The 22,858-nt window shown below is 69.1% G+C and carries 24 protein-coding genes; 9 read left to right on the top strand and 15 right to left on the bottom strand.

All coding sequences use genetic code 11. The features are described from left to right. Positions 1-14: 14 nt before the first annotated feature. Entirely contained in the window at positions 15-503 is a 489-nt protein-coding gene (locus D588_RS0101270) for a pyridoxamine 5'-phosphate oxidase family protein (protein ID WP_010342308.1), read from the bottom strand. Positions 504-792: 289 nt separating this feature from the next. Between D588_RS0101270 and D588_RS0101265 the strand changes: the two genes are divergently transcribed. From D588_RS0101265 to D588_RS26260, 3 genes are all read left to right on the top strand, one after another. Next, positions 793-1,767, top strand: a complete 975-nt coding sequence (locus tag D588_RS0101265) for a lipase family protein (RefSeq protein WP_017914696.1) — start codon at positions 793-795, stop codon at positions 1,765-1,767. Between the two features lie 101 nt (positions 1,768-1,868). Beyond that, entirely contained in the window at positions 1,869-2,444 is a 576-nt protein-coding gene (locus D588_RS0101260) for an N-acetylmuramidase (protein WP_017914695.1), read from the top strand. Positions 2,445-2,597: 153 nt separating this feature from the next. Beyond that, positions 2,598-2,771, top strand: coding sequence for a DUF1328 family protein (locus tag D588_RS26260; protein ID WP_017908222.1), 174 nt, complete (start codon positions 2,598-2,600; stop codon positions 2,769-2,771). Between the two features lie 101 nt (positions 2,772-2,872). Here D588_RS26260 and D588_RS28095 read toward each other — a convergent pair whose 3' ends face one another. Further along, a complete protein-coding gene (locus tag D588_RS28095) occupies positions 2,873-3,040 on the bottom strand; it encodes a hypothetical protein (protein ID WP_017908223.1) in 168 nt (55 codons plus the stop codon). A gap of 132 nt (positions 3,041-3,172) precedes the next feature. After that, positions 3,173-4,573, bottom strand: coding sequence for an endoproteinase ArgC (locus tag D588_RS0101245; protein WP_026143237.1), 1,401 nt, complete (start codon positions 4,571-4,573; stop codon positions 3,173-3,175). Between the two features lie 722 nt (positions 4,574-5,295). Between D588_RS0101245 and D588_RS0101240 the strand changes: the two genes are divergently transcribed. Beyond that, a complete protein-coding gene (locus D588_RS0101240; protein ID WP_017914693.1) occupies positions 5,296-8,208 on the top strand; it encodes a TonB-dependent receptor in 2,913 nt (970 codons plus the stop codon). Positions 8,209-8,455: 247 nt separating this feature from the next. Here D588_RS0101240 and D588_RS0101235 read toward each other — a convergent pair whose 3' ends face one another. Further along, positions 8,456-10,057 carry a PQQ-binding-like beta-propeller repeat protein gene (locus D588_RS0101235; protein ID WP_017914692.1) on the bottom strand — a complete coding sequence of 534 codons (1,602 nt, stop codon included), beginning with the start codon at positions 10,055-10,057 and terminating at the stop codon, positions 8,456-8,458. A 506-nt stretch (positions 10,058-10,563) separates the two neighbouring features. On the opposite strand from D588_RS0101235, the gene D588_RS0101230 reads away from it, so the two are divergent. Next, the gene (locus D588_RS0101230) at positions 10,564-11,370 is read left to right on the top strand and encodes an SGNH/GDSL hydrolase family protein (protein WP_017914691.1); all 807 of its coding nucleotides are present in this window, start codon (positions 10,564-10,566) and stop codon (positions 11,368-11,370) included. A 99-nt stretch (positions 11,371-11,469) separates the two neighbouring features. Here D588_RS0101230 and D588_RS0101225 read toward each other — a convergent pair whose 3' ends face one another. Both D588_RS0101225 and D588_RS0101220 read right to left on the bottom strand, forming a co-directional pair. Beyond that, positions 11,470-12,180, bottom strand: a complete 711-nt coding sequence (locus D588_RS0101225; protein WP_017914690.1) for an rRNA pseudouridine synthase — start codon at positions 12,178-12,180, stop codon at positions 11,470-11,472. 68 nt (positions 12,181-12,248) lie between these two features. Further along, the gene (locus D588_RS0101220; RefSeq protein ID WP_017908229.1) at positions 12,249-12,746 is read right to left on the bottom strand and encodes a M48 family metallopeptidase; all 498 of its coding nucleotides are present in this window, start codon (positions 12,744-12,746) and stop codon (positions 12,249-12,251) included. Positions 12,747-12,863: 117 nt separating this feature from the next. Here D588_RS0101220 and D588_RS0101215 point away from each other — a divergent pair, with 117 nt between their 5' ends. Then, the gene (locus D588_RS0101215; RefSeq protein WP_017908230.1) at positions 12,864-13,397 is read left to right on the top strand and encodes a DUF2058 domain-containing protein; all 534 of its coding nucleotides are present in this window, start codon (positions 12,864-12,866) and stop codon (positions 13,395-13,397) included. A 113-nt stretch (positions 13,398-13,510) separates the two neighbouring features. Then, the gene (locus tag D588_RS0101210; protein WP_017914689.1) at positions 13,511-13,777 is read left to right on the top strand and encodes a DksA/TraR family C4-type zinc finger protein; all 267 of its coding nucleotides are present in this window, start codon (positions 13,511-13,513) and stop codon (positions 13,775-13,777) included. Positions 13,778-13,780: 3 nt separating this feature from the next. Here D588_RS0101210 and D588_RS0101205 read toward each other — a convergent pair whose 3' ends face one another. From D588_RS0101205 to D588_RS0101170, 8 genes are all read right to left on the bottom strand, one after another. After that, positions 13,781-14,044 (bottom strand): DUF2789 domain-containing protein, encoded by a 264-nt coding sequence (locus D588_RS0101205; RefSeq protein ID WP_017914688.1) that lies wholly within the window; start codon positions 14,042-14,044, stop codon positions 13,781-13,783. Between the two features lie 109 nt (positions 14,045-14,153). After that, entirely contained in the window at positions 14,154-14,732 is a 579-nt protein-coding gene (locus D588_RS0101200) for a mechanosensitive ion channel domain-containing protein (RefSeq protein ID WP_017908232.1), read from the bottom strand. Between the two features lie 91 nt (positions 14,733-14,823). Further along, entirely contained in the window at positions 14,824-15,618 is a 795-nt protein-coding gene (locus D588_RS0101195) for an EAL domain-containing protein (protein WP_017914687.1), read from the bottom strand. Between the two features lie 243 nt (positions 15,619-15,861). Next, positions 15,862-16,062, bottom strand: coding sequence for a hypothetical protein (locus tag D588_RS0101190; RefSeq protein WP_017908234.1), 201 nt, complete (start codon positions 16,060-16,062; stop codon positions 15,862-15,864). Between the two features lie 16 nt (positions 16,063-16,078). Continuing rightward, a complete protein-coding gene (locus tag D588_RS0101185; RefSeq protein ID WP_017914686.1) occupies positions 16,079-16,405 on the bottom strand; it encodes a YkgJ family cysteine cluster protein in 327 nt (108 codons plus the stop codon). Between the two features lie 326 nt (positions 16,406-16,731). Further along, positions 16,732-18,090, bottom strand: coding sequence for an Hsp70 family protein (locus D588_RS0101180; protein ID WP_017914685.1), 1,359 nt, complete (start codon positions 18,088-18,090; stop codon positions 16,732-16,734). Positions 18,091-18,212: 122 nt separating this feature from the next. Continuing rightward, positions 18,213-18,683, bottom strand: coding sequence for a peptidylprolyl isomerase (locus D588_RS0101175; protein WP_017908237.1), 471 nt, complete (start codon positions 18,681-18,683; stop codon positions 18,213-18,215). Positions 18,684-18,809: 126 nt separating this feature from the next. Further along, the gene (locus D588_RS0101170) at positions 18,810-19,766 is read right to left on the bottom strand and encodes a cation diffusion facilitator family transporter (protein ID WP_017914684.1); all 957 of its coding nucleotides are present in this window, start codon (positions 19,764-19,766) and stop codon (positions 18,810-18,812) included. A gap of 90 nt (positions 19,767-19,856) precedes the next feature. On the opposite strand from D588_RS0101170, the gene D588_RS0101165 reads away from it, so the two are divergent. Beyond that, positions 19,857-20,198 (top strand): zinc ribbon domain-containing protein YjdM, encoded by a 342-nt coding sequence (locus D588_RS0101165; RefSeq protein WP_017908239.1) that lies wholly within the window; start codon positions 19,857-19,859, stop codon positions 20,196-20,198. Between the two features lie 64 nt (positions 20,199-20,262). On the opposite strand, the gene D588_RS0101160 is transcribed toward D588_RS0101165, so the two are convergent. Then, positions 20,263-21,351 carry an alkene reductase gene (locus tag D588_RS0101160; protein WP_017914683.1) on the bottom strand — a complete coding sequence of 363 codons (1,089 nt, stop codon included), beginning with the start codon at positions 21,349-21,351 and terminating at the stop codon, positions 20,263-20,265. 262 nt (positions 21,352-21,613) lie between these two features. Between D588_RS0101160 and D588_RS0101155 the strand changes: the two genes are divergently transcribed. Continuing rightward, on the top strand, positions 21,614-22,816 hold the full coding sequence (locus D588_RS0101155) for an MFS transporter (protein ID WP_017914391.1): 1,203 nt from the start codon (positions 21,614-21,616) through the stop codon (positions 22,814-22,816). Positions 22,817-22,858 lie beyond the last annotated feature (42 nt).

The raw sequence follows: 22,858 nt of genomic DNA, 5'->3' as shown, positions 1-22,858 counted from the left end.
CGAGCGCGTCTGCCTCAGCGCAGCGGCACGTCGGCGACCTTGTCCTGGTAGTCGCGCTTGGGGTCGATGCCGAACAGCACCTTGATGCCGGCCATCAGGCTGGAACCGTTGAGCCAGATCTGCGCGTGATCCGGGTCCAGGCGCAGCAGCGCCAGCTTCGGATCGTCCTTGCCCTGTTCGTACCAGGCGTCGATGAAGCCGTTCCACAGGCGCTCGATCACCGCCTGGTCGTTATCGACGCTGAGCGTGCCGCTGATGCTGGCGAACAGGTCGTGGTTCTTGGCGCTGAATGCCGCGATCACCCGCTGGCTCTGCGTCAGCTTTTGCACCAGCGCGTTGTCCTTGGAGGTGAAGAACCAGATCGGGCCGCCGCGATCGCCCTCGAACTGCGCGGTCATCGGCCGGGCGTGGCCGTCCTCGACGCCGTCCAGACCCAGCATCACGGTGCGGTCGGACTTCAATGCCTTCCAGAATTTCTCTTCCAGTTCTTGCGGGCTGGCCATGCGGATCTCCGAGCGGGCGACAGTGCCCGCCTGCACTGTGCCTGCGGGGGCGCGCGCAGTCCGTGACGGGAGGGTGCACGCCACGTGCAGAGCCGGTACGCGCGTACCCGTGTAGACAAGTGCGGCGATGTGCAGCGTGCTGCGATGCGTATCGAAGCATCGCGCCGATCCCCAGTGCTACTAAGCGACCACGCCACGCATGCAGCGTGGCGGACGGACCACGGTTCCGCAGGGAAGGCGTGTGCCGATTGCCCGCGGCACGCGCCGCTTTCCGACAGGACGTTTGCCGATGAGTGCGATTCCCGCGACGCAGCCGCTGTTGCCGCCGCAACTGACCCTGGCGATGGCCGCCGCCAGCATCGCCGCCTACGCGGCTTACGAAGGCAAGCCGGTCTCGGCGCCGTCCGACTACCGTCTGGTCGCCCGCTGGTCCGGCTGGGATGGCGACCCGCTGGGGGGCAGCGAGGAGCTGTTCGGTCTGCTGTTCCGTTCCACCGCCACCGCCGGGACCTATCTGTTCGCGTTCCGCGGCACCGATTCGGACCTGGACATCTACGAGGACCTGGACTTCTCCACCACCGCCTTCGTGCCCAGCGCCGGTACCGTCACGCCGGTGCCGCAGGTGTCGGCCGGGTTCTACGGCATCTACAACGGCAGGGGCGGCGCCATGCGCGCCTCGATGCGCGCGCAGTTGTTCGCGCTGCTGGAGCACTTCGCGCCGACCCAGGTCTACGTCACCGGGCACAGCCTGGGCGGCGCGCTGAGCCAGTTGTTCTCGCTGGACCTGGCGCTGAGCCGGCCGGGGCTGCCCAGCCGCAACATCAACTTCTGCAGCCCGATGGTCGGCGACGCGAGCTGGGAACAGGCCTATGCCGCGCATATCGCCGCGGCCGACAGCACGCGCTGCTACAACTACTGGGACTACGCGCCGTCGCTGCCGCCGTCCACGTTCGGCTATGCGTCGGTGGGGCAGGCGTTCCGCACTGCCTACGACGTCAACGGCGCCTGGTTCCCGCATCTGCTGGCGCGGCACTCCATCGCCAACATGCAGATCGTGCTGCAGCACGCCCTGTGGCAGACGCCGCAGGCCTGGAGCGGGACCTTCGCCGACCAGACCGATCCGCAGCGGCTGATGCGCAGCCAGATCCCGCCCACCACGCCGCATCCGGCCTGGGCGGACATGGCGCTGACCGCGCGAGCGGCCGAGCAGGCGCTGGGCTTTCCGGAGGGGGCAGCGGCGTCGCCGGCGGCGGCCACGCCATGAGTGCGTGCGCGGCCTGGCGGCGCGCCCGTTGTGCCCGCGGTCACTGCATGGTGCCGCCACGGGTGCCACGCTGACCGCCCATCGATCGCGAGGACGTCGCCATGGCATCGTTCGACCTGTATCTCCCACAGCTGCTGCGGTTCGAGGGCTGCTTCGTCGATGATCCGAACGATCCGGGCGGCGCCACCAACCACGGCATCACCCTGGCCACCTTCCAGCGCTGCGCGCAAGCGCTGCTGGGCCAAGCGCCGACGCCGCAAAACCTGCGCGCATTGACTGTGCAGCAGGCCGCGACGATCTACCAGCACGACTACTGGGACAGGATCGGTGCCGATCAGATCGCCTCGCAGACGGTGGCCGAGCTCGTGTTCGATTTCTACGTCAATGCCGGCGATGTCGCGATCTCGCTGCTGCAGCGCGTCCTGCAGCAACTGGGCGCGACCGGCTTGGCGGTCGATGGCGAGATGGGGCCGGCGACCCTGGCGGCGCTCGCCAGTGCGGACACGGCACAGGTGTACGCGCAGTACCGGCAGCAGCGCATCGCCTACTACCAGCGTCTGGTGGCGGAGCGTCCGGCCGACGCCGAGTTCCTGGCCGGCTGGCTGCGCCGCGCGGAATGGTTCCCGGCGAGCCTGCCGGCCGATGCGTCGGCGCCTGCGCAGACCGGCACCGCCTGATGCGACGCCGCGCCGTGCACGGCGCGTGCATCTGCGTTTCACCGCATGCGCATGCCGCGCTGTCTAGTCTCCCGAACCAGCGTCGGCCATCTGCAGACGCCAGCGCACGCGATGACGGCGTGCGCCTTTCCTCGTTTTCGGGAAGACCGCATCATGATCAAGTGGGCCATCATCATCGCCATCATCGGACTCATCGCCGGCGCGCTCGGCTTCAGCGGCGTGGCGGGCGCGGCGATCGGCGTCGCCAAGTTCCTGTTCTGGGCCGGCATCGCCATCGCCCTGGTGCTGTTCGTGCTGGGCACCATGCTGGCCAAGAAGGTCAGTTAGGCACCAGGCCGGGTGTCGCGTCGATGCAGGTGCGTCGCGCGACAGGTCCGCAGAGCGAGGCCCTGTGGTGGTCGGCAGGCGCCTGCCGTGCCATTGAAGGCCTAGGCGTCGCTGGCGGTATCCGCTTCGTGCGTTGCAGCGTCGTCGTCGGAGGCGGGTTTGGCCGCTGCGGCACGCGCTTCGCGCTTGCGCGCTTCTTTTTCTTCCTGCTGTTTCTTCTTGGCCAGCTCGCGCTGCCGCTTTTCGAAGGAGTAGTTGGGCTTGGCCAATGCATGTCTGCCGTCAGGGGAATGCCCTGAGTGTAGCCGCTGCGCGGCCTCGGCGTGCGAAACGGACAGGCCGTCATCGGGACGGCCTGTCCTAGGCGCAGGTGCGGGAGTACGGCCCTCCCGGACCTTGGCTTACGGGCTCAGATACTGCTGGATCGACGAATACACGTCGGCGAAGCGCGAGTAGTAGTCGGGATCGCTCGGTGCGCTGCAGTACGAGGTGCCGCCATACAGGCCGCCGCGCAATTGGTAGGCGCCGCTGCTGTTGACGGTGAACAGGCCGGAGCCGGACGAGCCGCCTTCGGTGACGCCGGTGCTCCACTGCACGCGATACAGCGGCGACTTGCCGTCGATGGAGCTGGACAGCGCGGTGACCTTGCCCAGCGAGTACTTCTTGACGTCGCCGGCCGGGTGGTGGATGCCCTCGATCGCGGTGCCGGTCGAGCCGATCGCCGAACTGCTCCAGCCCGCGTAGAACGCGCCGCTCGGCGGAGCGCTCTTGAGTTCGAGCAGCGTGGTGTCGCGCGTGGTGTTGGTATAGCGCAGGTAGGCGCCGCCGCCGAGGGTGGTGTAGTTGGAATTGACCGTGGAGCCGCCGCAGGTGGTGGCGTCGTAGAACCAGTAGGTCTGCAGCGTATTGGCCACGGTCTGGGTGCTGATGCAGTGCGCCGCGCTCCAGAACATCGCTTTCTTCGGCGAATTGCTGTTGTTGAGCAGGGTGCCGGTGCACAGGTAGGTGCTGCCGCCGCTGGTGAAGGTCATGCGCGCCACCGACTTGGCCGCCGAGGTGAAGCCGGAGGTCGGGTTGGCGCGGCAGACGATGTCGCGCTCGCACGAATCGCTCTCGCCGATCATCGGCCGCATCATCGTCTCGCTGGCCACCGGGCTGATGTCCAGGTGCGAGAGCTGCGGGATCTTCAGCGCGAAGCCTTGCGGGTACTGGCCCGCCGGCAGCTCGATCTCCACCACCATGCGCGCGCCGGCGATCACTGCCGACCAGCCGGGCTGGCTACCGGCGAACTCGGCGCCGCTCTGCTGGAACACGCGGCCGTCGTCGCCGGCGAAGCGCAGCGTCGCCTTGCGCGGATCGCCGGGCTGGGCGCCGCTGCCGCTGAGCTGCAGCGCTGCACGCAGCGCCTGCGCGTTGGTCGAGGCGATTTCGAAACTGGTGACCTGGGCGCCGTTGGGCAGGGTCTGCCAGCGCAGGCGACGCAGGTTGATGTCGGGCTTGGCGACGTCGCGGGAAAAGCCGATCTGCAGCGGCTGGCCGTGCTTGACCTGTTGCCCGCGTGCCTGCTTCATCGCCGCGGCCTTGCTGCTGTCGGGCGCGGCAAGTTCGATCAGGCGGGGGGCGTGCGCGCTGCCCGGGGGAAGGCTGCGCAGTTCCGCGCCACCGAGCGCGGCGGCATCCGGGCGGGCTTCGACCGGGGCGGAATCCATTTCGGCTGCTGGGGGAGTGGCAGCCATGGCGGCGGGGGACATGCCGGCAATGCCGGCGAGCAACGCCAGGTACAACGCATGCTTGCGATTCATCGATCTTCCTTCTGCGAAGAGGGACGAGACCATCCGGCAGGGGACCGGATGCCATTGCACCCGAGTTCAGGGTGCCTGCCGAGGCTACGGACGACGCCGGAGCGATTGCGTGTCAGGCGTCACGCTCGGAGGGCCGGTTTCGTAGACAGCTGCTCACATTGCGTGTGATGGCGCGAAAGAAGCGCACTGTGCCGCCATGCCGCAGCGGCACCGTTGCATGGGCGCTGCAATGCGGATACGTGCCCGATCGAGTGGGAAGGGCAGGATGGGTAGCGCTATCTGGAGCGGCCTGATCGACACGTCGACACGGACGTCGGCCAGTCCCCCCGCACACGCGCACCAGCGGCTCAGGCCGCCCCGCCGAACCGCATGAAGCAAGGCGCGGACGCTCCCGCCGAGCAGGGCCCTGGCCGGCCGCCACCTTTCTGCAATCTTTCCGACAAATTTCAGTAGATTCAATCACTTGAATCGGCATCTGGCGTGCTGCGACGCAGCTTGCATCGATTCAAACTCGGCCTATAACGCTGGCGTCGCATATATGAACTTTTCGTTCTTGTATGCACCGCCTTGCGGACGGCCCGCGCGAGGCAAGGGGGCTAGGGCGGGCTCGGCACATCTCGAACATCGATCGCTCCTGTGGGGGGAGACCAGTGAACAGAACCGCTTTCCGGCGTGGACTCATCGCCAGTTCCGTTGCGCTCGCGCTGTGGGCACCTTCTGTCATGGCGCAATCCGCGCCCGATGACGCGGCCCCGCCCAATGGCGCCGGCAAGGCCGACAAGCCGGTCGAACTCAAGGCGGTGACGGTCACCGGATCGCTGATCCCGCGCGTGGAGGTCGAAGGCCCTGCGCCGGTGGTCACCATCACCGGCGAAGAGATCAAGAAGCAGGGCTACACCACGCTGTGGGAATTCCTCGACTCGCTGCCGCAGGTGGGCCAGCAGGTGTCCGACCCGGCCTCGTGGGGCTCCAGTTCGGTCAATGCGCGCTCGGTGAACCTGCGCGGACTCGGCCCCGGTTTCAGCCTGCTGATGATCGATGGCCATCGGGTGGTCGACTACCCGCAGCCGCTCAACAAGCAGAGCAACTTCCAGAACTTCAACAACCTCCCCACCGGGATGATCGATCACGTCGAAGTGCTGGCCTCCGGCGCGTCGTCGATCTACGGCTCGGACGCGGTCGCCGGCGTGGTGAACGTGATCCTGAAGAAGAACTACCAGGGCAACCAGTTGCAGGTCACTGCGGGCGGCGCGACGCGTGGCGGCCGCCGATACGGCGACATCAACTACGTCGGTGGCCGCGCGGGCGACAACTGGCACGTGACCTACAATTTGGAGCACTCCAACCGCAGCGCGCTGTGGGGCATGGACAGGTCCTACCAGGATTCCGTGGCCGACGCGGGCTACGGCGCCTGGGGTCCGGCCTCGCGCATGTTCGGCTACCAGTACGATGCCGCCGGCGCGATCGCCCTGTCGGCCACCGACGCCAACGGCCGCTACATCACGCCGCCCGCCGGCACCTGCGACAAGTTCACCAACTCGCGCCTGACCCAATCGCACTCGGTGACCACCAACGGCACCCAGGTCACCGGCGTCACCGACAACGGCTTCTACTGCGCGCAGCCGGCGCTGTTCCAGAACTGGGTGCTGACCCCGGGCAGCATCAGCAACAGCGGCTATCTGTCGGGCGAGTACGACTTCCAGAACGGTCTGCAGTTCTACGGATCGGCCGCGCTGTACCAGACCGTGGGCATCTCCAACACGCAGCTCAACGTGTTCAGCGCCGGCCCGTTCTACGACCAGACCACCGGGCAGACGGTCAACCAGGTGATCCGCCAGCTGACCCAGAAAGAGATCGGCGTCAGCGCCAACACCTACGACCGCGAGCGCAACTGGAACCTGCAGGCCGGCCTGCGCGGCACCGTGTTCGACGGCCGTTTCAATTGGGACCTCAACCTCAACACCCAGAAGTACATCGTCCGCGAGGCGTTCACCGGCTACAACGCGCAGGCCACCAACACCTTCTTCCTCGGCCAGCAGCAGGGCACCACCGCCGACGGCCTGCCTATCTACGCGTTCAACTGGCAGCAGTTCTGGAACCCGATCACCCCGCAGCAGTACGACCGGTTCGCGGTGACCGGCGTGAACACCGCGTCGTCCTGGCTCGACCAGGCGCAGCTGCGCGTCAACGGCGACCTGTTCAAGCTGCCCTGGGCCGATCGGTCGGTGGGCTGGGCCGCGGTGCTCGAAGCCGCACACAACGGCTTCAGGCTGTCGCCCGACCCGCGTGCGGCCGATCCGTCCACGTTCCAGAACCCGTTCGGCGCCTACCTCACCGGTGCCGGCACCCGGCAGCGTTTCTCGCTGGGCACGGAGTTCCGCGTGCCGGTGCTGGAGTCGGTGACCTGGACGCTGTCCGGCCGCCTGGACAAGTACAACGACGCCAGCCGTGCCGACATCGCCCGTACCTGGGGCTCGGGCCTGGAATGGCGCCCGTACGACGGTCTGCTGCTGCGCGGCAGCTACGGCACCAACTTCAAGGCGCCGGACATGCAGGCCATCTACCTGACCGGTTCGACCTCGCCGGTGGGCTTCTACGCCGACCCGCTGCAGTGCGTGAACGCGATCAAGGCCGGGCAGAACAACAACACCTGGTGCAACAGCGTGCAGCGTCCCGGGTCGCAGTACTACACGCTCTACACCAACGGCAGCCGCCTGCTGCTGCCGCAGACCGGCCACTCCTGGACCTACGGGTTCGTCTGGCAGGTGCCGGGCGTGCAGGGGCTGTCGGTGTCGGCCGACTACTGGAACATGGGCGTGGACAACGCCATCCAGTACCTCGGCCAGGACACCGTGCTGGCCGACGAAGCCGGCTGCCTGACCGGGCTGAAGCCGAACGGGACGTCGGGCCTGTCGCCGTACACGGCGCACGTGGCCGGATCGGAGTACTGCCGGATGGTCACCCAGATGGTGAAGCGCGACGCCAACGGCCAGATCGTGTCGGTGCAATCGGGCCCGATCAACGAAGCCTCGCTGTACGTGGCCGGCGTCGATGCGACGCTGGACTACAAGTTCCACACCGACGGCTACGGCGACTTCCGCGCCGGCATCAACTACACCAACAACCTGTCGTACAAGCAGCGCGTGCTGGCGTCGGATCCGTTGCAGAACACCCGCTATCAGAACGTGGCCAGCCGCATGACCTGGATCGCCGACTGGACCAAGGGCCGCTGGAACGTGTCGATCTCCGGCGTGCGCAATGGCCGCATGCGTGCCCCCAACTACGCCGGCTGCGACGTGCTGCCCAACGGCATCCAGCCCGGCATGGTCACCGTGTCCAATGGCGGCAACACGGTGTCCACCGGCGTCTGCCAGGTCACCCAGGACGGCAACCAGGTGACCGTGCCGGATACGACCTATCGGGGCCACGCGCCGGCCTGGATCACCTGGAACGGCTCGGTCGGCCTGCAGGTCACGCCGGATCTGCATGCGAAGCTCACCGTGTCGAACATCTTCGACAAGGTCGGTGCGATTCCGTATTACGCCGGCGGCTTCGAGTTCGTCACCACCGGGCAGACCGCGAGCGAGTACAACGGCCGGGAAATGTTCCTGACCCTGGACTACACGTTCAACTGAGCGGTCAGCTGATCGTCGGCGGGCTTCTCGGGAAGCGGAGCCCGCCGGATCTTCATGGGCCTGGCGTTGCCTCGTGTCAGCTCTCGTCGCAGCGCGCGCTGTCCAAGCGTACGCGCGCCACGTGATCTCACCTGACGCCTTGCGCTTCGCGATGCGCTCGATCGTCGTGCAACAGCCTCTCCCGCTTGCGCAGGAGAGGCATTCGCAGGAGAGGCACTACAACCGAAGAGGCGGCCCTGAGCTGCGCTCAGCGGCGCCGGTTCGACGGCACGAACTTGTACAGCTTGTTGACCCCGGTGCCGAAGTTGAAGCGGCTGTAGCCCGCACCCCAGTACACCGCACCATCGACGATCGCCGGTGCGCTGGACACCGAGCCGCCGGCATCGAAGCTCCACAGCGTGGCGCCGGTCTTGGCATCGAGCACGGTCATCGCGCCGGACATCGAGCCGGCATAGACCAGGCCCGGCGACGACGCCAGCGGGCCGCGGCCGCCGGCGCCGAACGCGGTCTGCACCGGATCGGTGCCCGGCACCTTGACCTGCCAGAGGATCTTGCCGCTGGCCGCATCCAGCGCGGCCCAGGAGCCGGCGTTCCAGGTCTCGGTGTTGCCCGGCGCCAGCGTGTACGGCGTGTGCTCGTTGTTGTTGATGGCCACGTACACGCGACCGGAGAACGGATCCACCGACGAGCCCCACTCGATGCCGCCGGCGGTGCCGCCCGGGCCGACCTGGGTCGACCACACGGTCTGCCCGGTGTCGGCGTCGAAGGCCCAGTACACGCCGCTCTTCTGGCCGGCACCGACCAGCGCCTGCGGCTTGCCGTTGCGGATCGCCGTGAACAGGTTGGCGCCGCCGCCGCTGAAGTCGTAGTCCGGCCCCTGCGGGTCCTGGCACAGGCCATTGGTCGGCGCGACCAGGCACGACAGCGACCAGGCGTCGGCGCCCTGCAGGCGGCGCGTCCACACCGGCTTGCCGCTGCGCATGTCCAGCGCCAGCACCGAGTCGACGTAGTTGTCCGGCGCCATGCACGCCAGTTGCGCGGTCTTGTCGCCGTTGGCGTTCTTGACGCAGCTGGCCACCTCGGTCGGCACCGAGTAGTTGTTGCCGGTGGTGGCGTAGACGCGCTGGCGCAGCGGATCGATCGCCAGCGTGCCCCACACCGAGGCACCGGTGTAGCCCTCCGGCGTGGTGCGGAAGCTCCACAGCAGCTTGCCGGTCTTCAGATCCAACGCGGCGACGCTGCCGCGGAAGGAATACTTGTAGCCGGCGCTCAGTCCGCCCCAGTCGCCGGAGGACACGCCGACGTAGACGCGGTCGCCGTAGATCACCGGCGAGGCGGTGATGCGCGCCTGCGGGTTGGACTCGACCAGGGTCTTCCACAGCAGCTTGCCGGTGGCCTTGTCGATCGCCAGCACCGTGCCGCTGGCCTGGTCGCCGACCAGCACGCTGTCGCGCGCGATCGCCGGGCTGTTGCGCGACAGCGAACCGGCGATGCCGGTGTAGTCGGCCAGCTTCACCTGCCACACCGCCTTGCCCAGGTCGGTGTCGATGCGATACAGCTGGCCGCCCCAGTCCGGCACGTACAGCGCCGTGCCCTGCACGGTCGGCGTGGCGGAGACGTCGCCTTGCGTGGTGAAGGTCCACGCGGTCTTCAGGCGCGCCGCGTTGAACGGGGTGATCTGCCATTCGCCGGGCGCGAAGCGGGTGTTGAGGAAGCCGCCGCCGGCGCTGTCCCAGAGGCTGTGCGTGGCGAACGGCGTGCCGCCGGAGAACGTGCTGCGCCATTGTGCGCTGGCGGCGCTGGTGTCGGTCGTCGCCGCTGCGGTGCCTGCGGACTGCGCCATCGCCATTGCGCTGAACATCAAGCCGGGAATCAACGCCAGCCGCAGGCGGGAGTGGTTCTGGTGTGCATCACGCGTTTTCATGGATGTCCTTCGGGCTTGGGAGTGAGGATCCCCCCGTCACGTCCGCGGCCATCCTAGAAGCGGAAATCCTTGTGTGTCATGTACTTACGAAAAAGTTAGGGCCTTTGCAAAAGGTTGCTGCGATAGCGAAAAACGATGGCAGCGGCATCGCGCTGTCATCGTGCCGGCACGCGCGTGACGCATGTCGTCGCGGGCTGCGATGGCCGTCGCGGCGGCGTGTTGCCGCGCATCGACACGGCGCGGCAGATTGCGTCCGCGTGGCGCGTGGCGATATGCGCCATCGATTCCGTGTGCAGGATTCGCCGCGTGAGCGCGGGCTGAATTGCGGTGCAGTCCGACGTGCCCGCAGTGCGCTGCGGCGACGCCGCATGGGCGGTGCGAGCGGTTGGTTACACTGTGCGATCACCGTTGTCCGCACAAGGAATGCCTCGATGAAATGCCCCTCGCTGTTGTCCCTCGCCATCGCGCTGTGCGCCACGGCCGCCGGCGCCGTGCAGGCGGCAACGCCCGTGTCCACCGCGGCGCTGGAGGGCAAGGTCGATGCGCTGTACACGCGTGCGCCGGACACGCTCAAGCCCGACGAAGTGAAGGCGATGCAGCAGCGCCTGCTGGACTGGGCGCAACTGCAGCGCTATCGCGCCGACAATGCCGCGTTGCCGGCGCCGGCCGCAGACGCGCCGCGCGTGGTGTTCTACGGCGACTCCATCACCGACGCCTGGGGCCGTCGCGAAGGCACCACGTTCTTCCCCGGCAAGTCCGCCTACGTCAATCGCGGCATTTCCGGGCAGACCACCGCGCAGATGCTGGTGCGCTTCCGCCAGGACGTGATCGACCTGAAGCCGGCGGTGGTGGTGATCCTGGCCGGCACCAATGACCTGGCCGGCAATACCGGGCTATCCACGCAGGAGATGATCGAGGACAACCTCAGCGCGATGACCGAGCTTGCGCAGGCGCATCACATCAAGGTGGTGCTGGCTTCGGTGTTGCCGGTGACCGACTATCCGTGGCGGCCGGGCCTGCAGCCGGCGCAGAAGGTGCGTGCGCTCAACGCGTGGATGCAGCAGTACGCGCAGCAGCACGACGCGGTGTACCTGGACTACTACAGCAAGCTGAGCAACCGCGACGGCGGCATGGACAAGACCGTGGCCATCGATGGCGTGCACCCCAACAACGCCGGCTATGCGGTGATGGCGCCACTGGCCGAGCAGGCGATCCAGCGCGCGCTGGCAAAGCCCTGAGTCACCGCGCGCGCTCCTAGCCCCTCTCCCCCCGGGAGAGGGGTTGGGGTGAGGGTACGGCCGCTGACAACAAATGATCGCCGCAGCGCCCGCCGCTCCTCAGAACCGCTCACCCTCCGGCAGATAGAGCCACTCGCCCGGCGCCAGCTTGCCCAGCGGAATGCGGCCGATGCGCAGGCGGCGCAGGCCGGTCACTTCCAGCCCGACCTGCGCGCACATGTCGTGCAACTGGCCCGGCTGCACGTGCTTGATCGCGAAGCGCAGGCGCTGTTCGCTCTGCCAGCTGACCTTGCACGGCGGCAGCGTGCGCTGGCCATGGCGCAGGCCGTGCGCAAGCCGATGCAGGCCGTAGGGCTGCAACGTGCCACTCACCTCCACCACGAACTCCTGCTCCAGCGTGGCCGCATCCTCGCTCAGCCGCCGCAGCACGCGGCGGTCCTGGCTCAGCACCAGCAATCCGCTGGCCTCGGTCTCCAATGGCAGCGGCAGACTCAGGCGCAGGAAATGGCGCTTGAGCACACGCATGTCGCTGGCATCCAGCGCGCTGCGGTTACCTGGCGTCGCCAGCGCGAGCGCGTCTTCGGCGCGCATCCCGGCCGGTTTGTGCAGCAGCAGCGTGACCGCCTGCGCCGGGCCGAGTTGCGCGTCGGGCGCCAGCGTCACCTGCTGGGCGGTGATCGGCGTCTGCGGTTCCTCGACCACCACGCCGTCCACGCTGACCCAGCCGCCCTCGATGTACTGCTGCGCCTCGCCGCGCGAACACGGCAGCAGGGCGGCGAGATGCTTGTCGAGACGGACGGGGCTGGACATCGGCAGTAGGCGATCGGTCGGGGGCGCAGTGTACGGGCGTCGCGGGGACGCTGCCACGCAGCGGCGCCTCAGTGCTCGCCCAGTTCCAACTGGGTCAGGTAGAGACGCAGGTCGAACTCCAACTGGTGGTAGTCCGGCGTCATGTGTGCGCACAGCTGGTAGAAGGCCTTGTTGTGCGCGCTTTCCTTCAGGTGCGCCAGTTCGTGGGCCACGATCATCGGCAGGAACGCCGCCGGCGCGTCGCGGAACACGCCGGCGATGCGGATCTCGCGGCTGGCCTTGAGCTTGCCGCCCTGCACCCGCGACACCGTGGTGTGGGTGCCCAGCGCATGCTTCACCGCCTGCAGGCGGTTGTCGTAGATCACCTTGTGCAGCGGCTCGGCGCTGCGCATGCAACGGTCCTTCAGCGCCTGCGTGTAGTCGTACAACTGGCGATCGGTGCGCACCGTGTTGGCCTCGGGGTAGCGGCGGCGCAGCCAGTCGCCCAGGCGCTGGCGCGCGATCAGTTCGCGCACCTGGTCCAGGACCTGGGGTGGGTAGCCGACGAGGTAGCGCAGGGTGTCCATCCCGCCACCTTAGCCTGCCGCGCGCGGCGGGGCATCCGCCGTGGGCGGCCTTCGCGGGCGGGCACCGGCGCTGCGGGTATCATGCGCCTCCCGATTCCGAGTCCGTGGACGCTTCCGATGCGCAATCCCCTGCAGGAGCAACTGCTCAAGGCCGGCCTGGTGAAGAAGAGCCAGGTGGCGCAGGTCGCGCGCGAGCAGGCCAAGGCGCGGCAGGGCAAGACCCCGCCGCCGCCCAGTGCCGAGCAGCTGGAGAGCGAGCGGTTACGGCAGGAACGGGTGGAGCGCGATCGTGCGCTGTCCGCCGAGCGCAATGCACAGGCGCGTGCGCAGGAGCAGCGCGTGCAGGCACGGCAACTGGTCGAAAGCCACAAGCTCAAGGCCGACGGCGAGATCGACTACCACTTCACCGATGCCGGCAAGATCCAGCGGCTGCGCGTGGATGCGGCACTGCGCGCGCAGCTGATCGCCGGCAGCGTGGCGATCGCGCGGCTGGATGCCGGCTATGTGCCGGTGCCGCGCGCGGTCGTGGAGAAGATCGTCGCGCGCGATCCGGCGACCATCGTGTTCGATGCGCTGGCGGCAACGCCGGCCAGCGGCGAGGACGATCCGTACTACAGCCAGTTCAAGGTCCCGGACGACCTGATCTGGTGAGGCGGGACGCCGGGCGGCGCTGCATGAACGTCTCGGCGAGGTGAAGCCGGCGTGCATTGCATTCGCCGGTGCCGGCCGCATCATCCAGGCAAGGCAACAGTGCGGAGACGACCATGGCCACTGGGTGGGCAGGCGACGGCGCGGTGCAGGACCAGATCGATGCGACCGTCGAGGATGCGATCAAGCGGGCGCGCAGCCAACTTCCGCAGGGCCCGGGATCGAGCCACTGCGAGGATTGCGACGCGCCGATTCCCGAGGCGCGGCGCAAGGCCGTGCCGGGCGTGCGCCTATGCGTGGCCTGCCAGGACGCGCAGGACCGCGCGCAGCACGAGCACAGCGGCTACAACCGCCGCGGCAGCAAGGATAGCCAGCTGCGCTGAGGCTCAGCCGGCGCGATCGGTCTCCAGCGCAGGCTTTGCGTGCAGCGCGATGTTGAGCTGATCGACCACGATCGCCCAGTCGGCGTCTTCCAGGCGCTCCTCGCGCAGCAGTTGTGCCTGCGCGGGTGTCCAGAACGGGGCTTCTTCCAGGCGCATGTCATCGGGCAGCGGCGCATGCTGGGCGATGAACTGGCGAATCTCGCCTTCGCTGTTGGGCAGGCCAAGTTGGGCGAAGAGGTCGGCGAACGGATGAATGACGGGTTCCATGCAGTACCTGGTCGGGAAAGGGGAGATCGCCGCGCTAGGCGGCTGGCATCGACCATAGCGGCTGCGTCATGTGCGTGGCGTCAGCGTCGGCGTCGGTGGCGTGCGGCGTTCAGCCCAGCCCGGATGGAACCGGATGGCCGCGCCAGCGGCGCGTGCTGCGCTGGAAGAACAGGCTGTTGGGGATCTGCAGCACGCTCTCGCCGTCGCCGTCGCGTTCCTCGCGCAGCGTGGTGTAGATCAGGTTGATGTCGATCACCTGGCCCTTCAGTCCCGGCTTTTCGCCGTTCTCCAGCAATTCGATGTGGTCGTGCAGGCGGAACGGGCGCGTGGTGAAGATCAACAGCGTACAGAAGATGTTGGACAGCACGCTCCAGGCGGCGAAGAACGCCACCGCCGCGACCGCGGCGAAGCCGGTGAAGGCGGTCCACAGCACGGTGCCGGAGACGCCGAAGCGGTCCAGGATCAGCAGCAGCGCCGCCGCGTAGATCACGAAGCCGCTGCCGCGGCGCGCCATCATCACCAGTTCCGGCGGCAGCGCGTAGTGCTCGCCCAGGCGCCGGATCAACCGTCGCAGCAAGGTCCGCAACAACCAGGCGCCGAGCACGATCAGCACGATCTGCGCGCCGGGCACGATCACGTCGAGCCAGCGGTGCGTCCACGGCGGCAGCAGGGTATGGAGCGAGGGCATTGCACTTCGGAACACGCAGGGGAGGCGCGATGGTCGCAAGCGTGGCCGCCGCGGGCAAGTCGTGCTGGCGTGCGCTGCGGCGGTGGGCGGCTCAGCCGGCGCGTTCCAGCGCCTCCCACTGCGCCTCGGTGACGTCCGGCAAGGCTTCCAGCGCCGGCTTGGCGAACAGATAGCCCTGGTAGAGGTCGATGCCCAGCGCGCGCAGTGCACGGTACTCGGCAGGCGTCTCCACGCCCTCGGCGAGGATGCGGCAGCCCAGTGGCGCGGCCATCGCGACGATGCCGCCGACGATGTGGCGGCGCGCGGCGCTGCCGTCGATGCCGCGGATCAGCGCCATGTCCAGCTTGATCAGGTGCGGCTGGAAATCGGCGAGCAGGTTGAGGCCGGAGTGGCCGGCGCCGAAGTCGTCGATCGCGGTCAGGAAGCCGCGCTGCGCGTAGTCGCGCAGGATGCGCACGACCTTGGGCAGGTCGGCGATGCGTTCGGACTCGCTCAACTCGAAGATCAGGTCGCCGGTGGGCACGCCGAAGTGCTCGGCCGCCTTCAGGGTCAGGCGGATGCAGGTCGCCGGTTCGTACACCGCATTGGGAATGAAGTTGATCGACAGGCGCGTGCGCAGGCCCAGCTGCGCGGCAGTGGCGATCGCCTGCACCCGGCAGGTCTGGTCGAAGCGGTACATCTGCTGCGGGCGCACCCGCGCCAGCACCGCCGCCGCGCCGCTGCCGTCCTCGCCGCGCACCAGCGCCTCGTAGGCATAGATGGAGCGGGTGGCGGCATCGACGATCGGCTGGAACGCCATGCGCACGGCGAAATCCAGCGGCTCGCCATCGCGACAGTTGCCGCAGGCGGGCTGGCCGAGTTCGGCGGACAGGGAGCGCAGGAGCATGCCGAAACGAGACCGTGGAAGAGATCGCAGTATGCGCTTCTGGCGTGAAGACGGTGCCGTGCTTGCGCGCTGGCGCCGGCGCTCCGAGGACGCCGTGTTGGGCCTGGCCGTGTGGTCGTCGGCGCCAACCGGAGGCGCCGTCGTGGCGTGCCAGGCGCCGCGTCCTCGCGCGGCGTGGACCGGCGTCCATGTCCGGCCGTGTCCTGCCGCAGGTGCGCGCGATGACGGCGGGATGCGCGGGCGCTAGCCCGCGTCGGCGACGTCGACCTTCTTCAGCACGCGGGTGGTGCCGAGCACCTCGACGCGGCCGCCGGCCTGGTGGAACGCGGCCAGGTCGGCCTCGATGCGCTCGCGGCTGAGGCCCTTTTGCGCCTTGTCCGCGGCGCTGGCGCCGCGTGTGTTCCTGGCGCTGGGCGAAGCGGTGGTGCTGGTCGGTCGTGCCATGCTGGAACTCCTGCAGTCAGTACATCGTCAGGGGAATGCCACGGGTCAGTTGCTCGTGGTGGGTACGGCGGATCTCGCGGCAGTACGGGCCGGCCATCGCGAACTTGCGGCAGACCGCCGGGCGCTGCGCGTAGATGGAGCAACACATGCGCGCGCCATCCACCGCCACGCACCAGCCGTCCTCGTCGCGCGCCATCACGTGCAGGCCCTCGCGTGTGTACTCGGTGAGATGCTCGGGCACGTGGTCGTCCGGCATCACCAGGACGGTCAGGCGGCAGCAGATCGCGTCGCAGCGGTCGCAGGCGATGTCAGCGTCGATCGCGTCCCGCGCGCTCTCGCTCATGCGTCGCCGCCTCTATCCGGACCTGTCGGTCGGGGAGGCGGCTGAAGCGGCGACGCCAGGCGCTCGATCTGGAGCGTGGCAGGGGCGGGGGACATGGCGCTCCGAAGGATCCGGCCGGCAAAGGACGGAGGTTGGCGCGAGAAGGAAGCGAGTCGGGCGACAGGAACGGCCGGACGAGACGCGCGTAGCGACGTGACGCTGAAGCGTGCCGCCATGCTACGCCAGTCGTGCGCCCGCTGCATGAACAATGCGGGCCGCAGGCGGCGCGCCGGCCGCGAGCGGCCGGTCGGGGAGGGGCCGCCGACGCCTGTGCTGCCTGTGCTGCGTCAGTCCTGCGCGGCGGCCAGCGCCAGGCCCTGCACCACGCCGAACGAGGGGTCGCCGTGGACCAGACGCGCTTGCGGGAATGCCGCGGCGACCAGGCGCTGCAGGTAGCCGGCGCGCGACATGCCGCCGGTCAGGAACACCGCGGCCGGGTCGCCGCCGATGTCCTGGCGCACCTGCGCCAGCAACTCCTGCAGGGCTTCCAGGTAGCTGCGTGCGGCCTGCACCAGTTCCTCGGCCTGTACCTGCACCTGCAAGCCGGCTTCGATGTAGTCCAGCGTCTCTGCGTGCCGCTCGGCGTCGCTGAGGCGGATCTTGCTGCGCTCCACCGCACGGTACAGGCGCGCGGTGTTGCCCGGTTCCTGCAGCGCCTGCAGGCGCGCCTCGTACGGCGCGGGGACGGCGTCGTAGCGATGCTGGCGGAAATCGCGCTGGCGGGTGGTGTCCTGCACCATCGCCGCCTCGACGTAGTGGTGCGAGGGCACGCGGGTGAGGCCGCGGCCGAACTGCGGCATGAACCCGGCCAGGCTCAGCGCCAGGTCGATGTCGGTGCCGCCGCGCGGGATGCCCCAGGCGCGGTGCACCTGCGGCGCGGCGTCGCCGCCGACGCTGGCGTAGGCGATGTCGGTGGTGCCGCCGCCGATGTCCACCACCACCGCGGCGTGGCGCTCGCGGCTAACCGCGTGGTAGTGCATCGCCGCGGCGGCCGGTTCCTCCAGGAAGGCGACGTCGTCGAAGCCGGCGGTGATCGCGGCGCTGTGCAGGATCTCCAGCGCCTGCGCGTTGCCGGCCTCGCCGATCGAGCTGCGGAACTGCACCGGGCGCCCGAGCAGGGCGCGGCGCACCTGCACGCCCAGTTGCTGCGAGGCGGTCAGGCGGATGTGTTCGAGAATGTGCGCGGCGATGCCGGTGATGGTCTGGCGCGCGCGCGGGTGCAGGTTGTAGCCCAGCATCGACTTGGGGCTCTGCACCAGGTTGCCTTCGCCTTCGACGAAATACGCGTCCAGTGCGTCGTCGCCGTATACCGCGTTCTGCAGCAGTGCCGCGGAACTGCGCGGCTCGCGCATCTGCGTTTCCATCCACTGCCGGCGCACCACCCGGATCGCATCGCGGCGCAGTGCGTCCGGGCTACGTTCGCGGCCGGCGGCGAGCGCGTCGCGGCGGCCGGATTCGATCAGCTCGTCCACCTGCCGTTCCAGCGCCGGGGTCAGGTCGAACTCGGCCGGGTCGCGCATCACCTCGGGGAAGTACACCGTGGTGCGGAACTGTTGCTGCGCGCCGAACTCGATCGGCACCACGCGGCCGTCGATCACCGCGGCGGCGGCGGAATTGCTGGTGCCGAAGTCGATACCGAGGCGCATGACGGTGCCGGGGGCGGGAGGGGCCGCGCACTGTGGGGCAAGCTGTCGCGCGACGCAAGCGCGGGCGCAAACGCACGAGGCCCGCATCGGCGGGCCTCGTCGGGGACGCGAAACCGGGTCGCTTACAGCGCGGCGCCGGCGTGGCCCTGGTTCTTTTCCTGCTCGGTGGCCTCGCGCACGCCGGCCACTTCCACGGCGAAGTGCAGCACCTGCCCGGCCAGCGGGTGGTTGCCGTCGATGGTCACCAGTTCTTCGCCGACCTCGGTGACCGTGACCAGCAGCGGGCCCTGGTCGGTCTGCGCCTGGAACTGCATGCCCGGCGCCAGCGACCCGGCATCCGGGAACGAACCGCGCGGCACCTGCTGCACCAGTTGCTCGTGGCGCGGGCCGTAGCCCTCGGCCGGGATCACGTCGGCGGTGACCGACTCGCCGGTGCGCTTGCCGGTCAGCGCCTTCTCCAGGCCCGGCACGATGTTGCCGGCGCCGTGCAGGTAGCTCAGCGGATTGTCCGGCGAGGACTGGTCGATCACTTCACCGGCGTCGTCGGTGAGGGTGTAGTGGATGGTGGCGACAAGCCCGTTGGCGATCTCCATGGGAAACCTCGTTCAGTGAGTAAGGGGGATACGCCGGCACAGTCACAGCGCGATGAGAGGGGGTGCTACCCGGCTACCCTAACGAAAAGCGGCGCAGGGCCGCAAGTCGCGTCGGGGCGCCGCCATTCAGGCCGGCGGCGGCCGGCGCAGCGCGGTGCGCCGGGCCAGCCAGGTCTCCGGGGTCTGCGGCTTGACGAACAGCGCCTGTAGTTCCGGATGCTCGGCGCGCGCGGCGGCCTCGATGCGCTCGATGCACGCTTCGATCTGCGCGGTGCTGCGCTGGTCCTCGAACTCGGCGCTGAGCGCGGCCACCACCTGGTCCGGCCCCATCTGCACGCTGAGTACGCCGTTGACCGCGCACACATCCGGATCGGCCGCGGCAATGCGCCGCAGCGCGTCGCCGAGCGGGCGCGCCGCCGGCTCGCCGATCAGCAGGCCCTTGGTCTCGCGCGCCAGCACGAACGCCGAGCAGGCCAGCACCGCGGCGATGCCGACGGAGGCGACGCCGTCCAGTTCCGGCATGTCCAGCCATTGCGCTGCGAACAGCCCGGCCAGCGCGATCAACAGGCCGATCAACGCTGCGCTGTCTTCCACCAGCACGGTGAACAGGCTCGGGTCCTTGCTCTCGCGGAACGCCTGTACGTAGCTAAGGCGGCCCTTGCGCGCGCGGAACTCGCGCAGCGAGACCCACCACGAGCCGCCCTCGAACAACAGCGACAGCCCCAGCACGATGTAGTTGAGGGTGTGGTCGCTGGCCGGCTGCGGATCGCGGATGTGGGCGATGCCCTCGTACAGCGACACCCCCGCGCCGAGCGCGAACACCAGCAGGGCGACGATGAAGCTCCAGAAGTACAGTTCGCGTCCATGGCCGAACGGATGGGTGGCGTCCGCGGGACGTGCGGCGCGGCGCAGGCCGTACAGCAGCAACAGCTCGTTGACCGTGTCCACCAGCGAATGCACGCCTTCGCTGAGCATCGCCGAACTGCCCGAGATCGCCGCGGCGACGAACTTGGCGATGGCGATGGCCAGATTGCCGGCGAGCGCGGCATAGATCGCGAGGCGGGACCCGGACGAGGCGGACATGGCATTCCTGCGGCTGGCGCGGCCGCACGGCGGCACGGGGCGGGCGGCTACAATAGGCGGCTCGCCGTCGTCGCCGTATCAAGGATTCCCATGCCCGCCGCACCCGCCTGCCCGCAATGCACCCTGGAAAACACCTATGTCGACGGCGCCAACTGGGTGTGCGCGGACTGCGGCCACGAGTGGCCGGTCGCGGCCGACGCCGCCAACGATGCGGCGACGGTGGTACGCGACAGCAACGGCAACGTGCTGCAGGCCGGCGACACGGTGGTGGTGATCAAGGACCTGAAGGTCAAGGGCTCGTCGATCCCGCTGAAGCAGGGCACGGTGATCCGCGGCATCCGCCTGGTCGAGGACGATGCCGAACACATCGAAGGCAACTCGGACAAGATCAAGGGCCTGGTGCTGAAGACCTGCTTCCTGCGCAAGGCCTGAGCGGGCGAGCCCCACTGCATCGCCCGCCGCGGCGGCACCGATGCGGTGCCGCCGCAGGACACGATCAATCCAGCGTCGGGTAGTCGGTGTAGCCCTTGGCGCCGCCGCCGTACAGCGTGTCGGCGTCCACCTGGTTCAAGGGCGCGTCGCGGCGCAGTCGTTCCACCAGGTCCGGGTTGGCGATGAACGGGCGGCCGAACGCCACCGCGTCGGCGCGACCGGAGGCCACGGTCTGTTCGGCCAGTACCTTGTCGTAGCCGTTGTTGACCAGCCACGGACCATGGAACTTGGCGCGCAGCGCGGCGTAGTCGAAGGCGATGTTGTCGCGCGGGCCGCCGGTGGCGCCTTCGATCACGTGCACGAAGGCCAGGCCCAGCGGATCCAGGCGTTCCACCGCGCGCTCGAACAGCGGCTGCGGGTCGCTGTCGCGCGCATCGTTGGCCGGGGTCACCGGCGACAGGCGCACGCCGGTACGGTCGGCGCCGATCTCCTGCGCCACCGCCTCCACCACTTCGAACAGCAGGCGGGTGCGGTTCTCGATGCTGCCGCCGTAGGCGTCGTCGCGATGGTTGCTGCCGTCGCGCAGGAACTGGTCGATCAGGTAGCCGTTGGCGGCATGCACTTCCACGCCGTCGAAGCCGGCGGCGATGGCGTTGCGGGCAGCGCGGCGGAAGTCCTCGATCAGCGCGGGGATCTCGTCCAGGCGCAGTGCGCGCGGGGCGGAGACGTCGGTGAAGCCCTCGGCGGTGAAGGTCTTGGCATCGGCGCGCAGCGCGCTGGGTGCCACCGGGGCGGCGCCGCCCGGCAGCAGGCTGACGTGCGAGATGCGGCCGACGTGCCACAGCTGCAGCACGATCTTGCCGCCACGGCGATGCACCTCGTCGGTGACTTTCTTCCAGGCCGCGACCTGTGCGTCGCTGTAGATCCCCGGGGTGTCCTTGTAGCCCTGGCCCATCGGGCTGATCTGGGTCGCCTCGGCGATGAGCAGGCCGGCGCTGGCGCGCTGGCCGTAGTACTCGGCGGCCAGCGGCGAGGGGATGCGGCCTTCGCCTTCGGCACGGTTGCGGGTCAGGGGCGCCATCACGATGCGGTTGGCCAGTGCGATCGCGCCCAAGCGCAGCGGCGTGAACAGCGGGGAAGCGGTGTCGGTCATCGGTGGGTCTCTCGGTGGTGGGTGGGGCGGCCGACCCTACAGCGGGGCGCTGCAAGGCGGCGTGCGTGCAGGACATGGGGGCGCGCGCGGCGGTTTCGCGGCGGTGCGGTGGGACAGTGCGTTGCTGCGGCGGCACCTTCGCGAGGGCATCGCCACCCCGGGCGCCACCAGCGGCACCGCGCAACGCGGCGTTGCGCAGGCGGGGCTGCAGGACTTGCTGCAATGCACAATAATGAGCGGCCCTTTCCTTCGGGACGTGCGCATGACCTCATCCGCCACGGCGCCGCTGTCGCGGCGCGGCTACGTGCTGATCCTGTTCGCGCTGGCGATGGGCGGTTTCGCAATCGGCACCAGCGAGTTCTCCACCATGGGGCTGATGCCGTACATCGGCCGTGGTCTGGTCATCGATGCGCCGCAGGTCGGGCATCTGATCAGTGCCTATGCGCTGGGCGTGGTGGTCGGTGCGCCGCTGCTGGCGATCCTCGGCGCGCGCTGGTCGCGCCGCGATCTGCTGCTGGCGCTGATGGGCTTCTATGCGTTCGGCAATCTGGCCAGCGCGGTGGCGCCGGACTATCACAGCATGCTGCTGGCGCGCTTCGTCGCCGGCCTGCCGCATGGCGCCTACTTCGGTGTGGCGACCCTGGTGGCCGCGTCGATCGGTCCGCCCGACCAGCGTGGTGCGGCAGTCAGCCGGGTGTTGCTCGGCCTCAACCTGGCGGTGCTGGTCGGCAACCCGCTGGCGACCTGGCTTGGTCAGGTGGCGGAATGGCGCTATGCCTACGCCCTGGTCGCGGCGATCGCGGTGCTGACGGTGGTGCTGGTGTGGCGACTGCTGCCGGCCGATCCGCAGGAGGCGCGGCCCTCGCCGTTGCGCGAACTGCGCGCCTTCAACCGCACGCAGGTGTGGCTGGCGCTGGGCATCGGCGCGATCGGCTTCGCCGGCATGTTCTGCGTCTTCAGCTATCTGGCACCGACCCTGATGGAGGTCACCGGCGTGTCCGAACACTGGATCCCGGTGGCGATGGGCGCATTCGGGCTGGGCGGCCTGCTCGGCAATCTGGCCGGCGGCTGGCTGTTCGACCGGATGCAGTTCCGCGCGGTGCCGCTGGTGTTGCTGTGGTCGCTGGCGGTGTTGCTGGTGTTCCCGCTGGCGGCCACTTCGCCGTGGGCGGTGCTGCCGGCGGTGGTCGCGGTCGGCAGCATGGGCGCTTTGGCGCCGGTGCTGCAGACCCGCCTGATGGACGTGGCCAGCGACGCGCAGACCCTGGCCGCGGCCTCCAACCATGCCGCGTTCAACCTGGCCAACGCGCTGGGGCCGTGGCTGGGCGGCATCGCGATCGGCGCCGGCCTGGGTTGGACCTCCACCGGCTATGTCGGCGCGGCGATGGCCGTGGGCGGCCTGCTGATCTACCTGTGGGCGCGCCAGGCGGCACGGCGTGGCGCCTGCGCGCATGCGGCCGGCTAGGGTGCGCTAGCTGTGATCTCTCAGTAGGTTGTTCATCCGGGG

Source organism: Xanthomonas sp. SHU 308, assembly GCF_000364645.1.
Taxonomy (GTDB): Bacteria; Pseudomonadota; Gammaproteobacteria; order Xanthomonadales; family Xanthomonadaceae; genus Xanthomonas_A; species Xanthomonas_A sontii.
The sequence above is the reverse complement of the archived record's forward strand: the minus strand, read 5'-3'. Positions and strand labels throughout refer to the sequence as shown.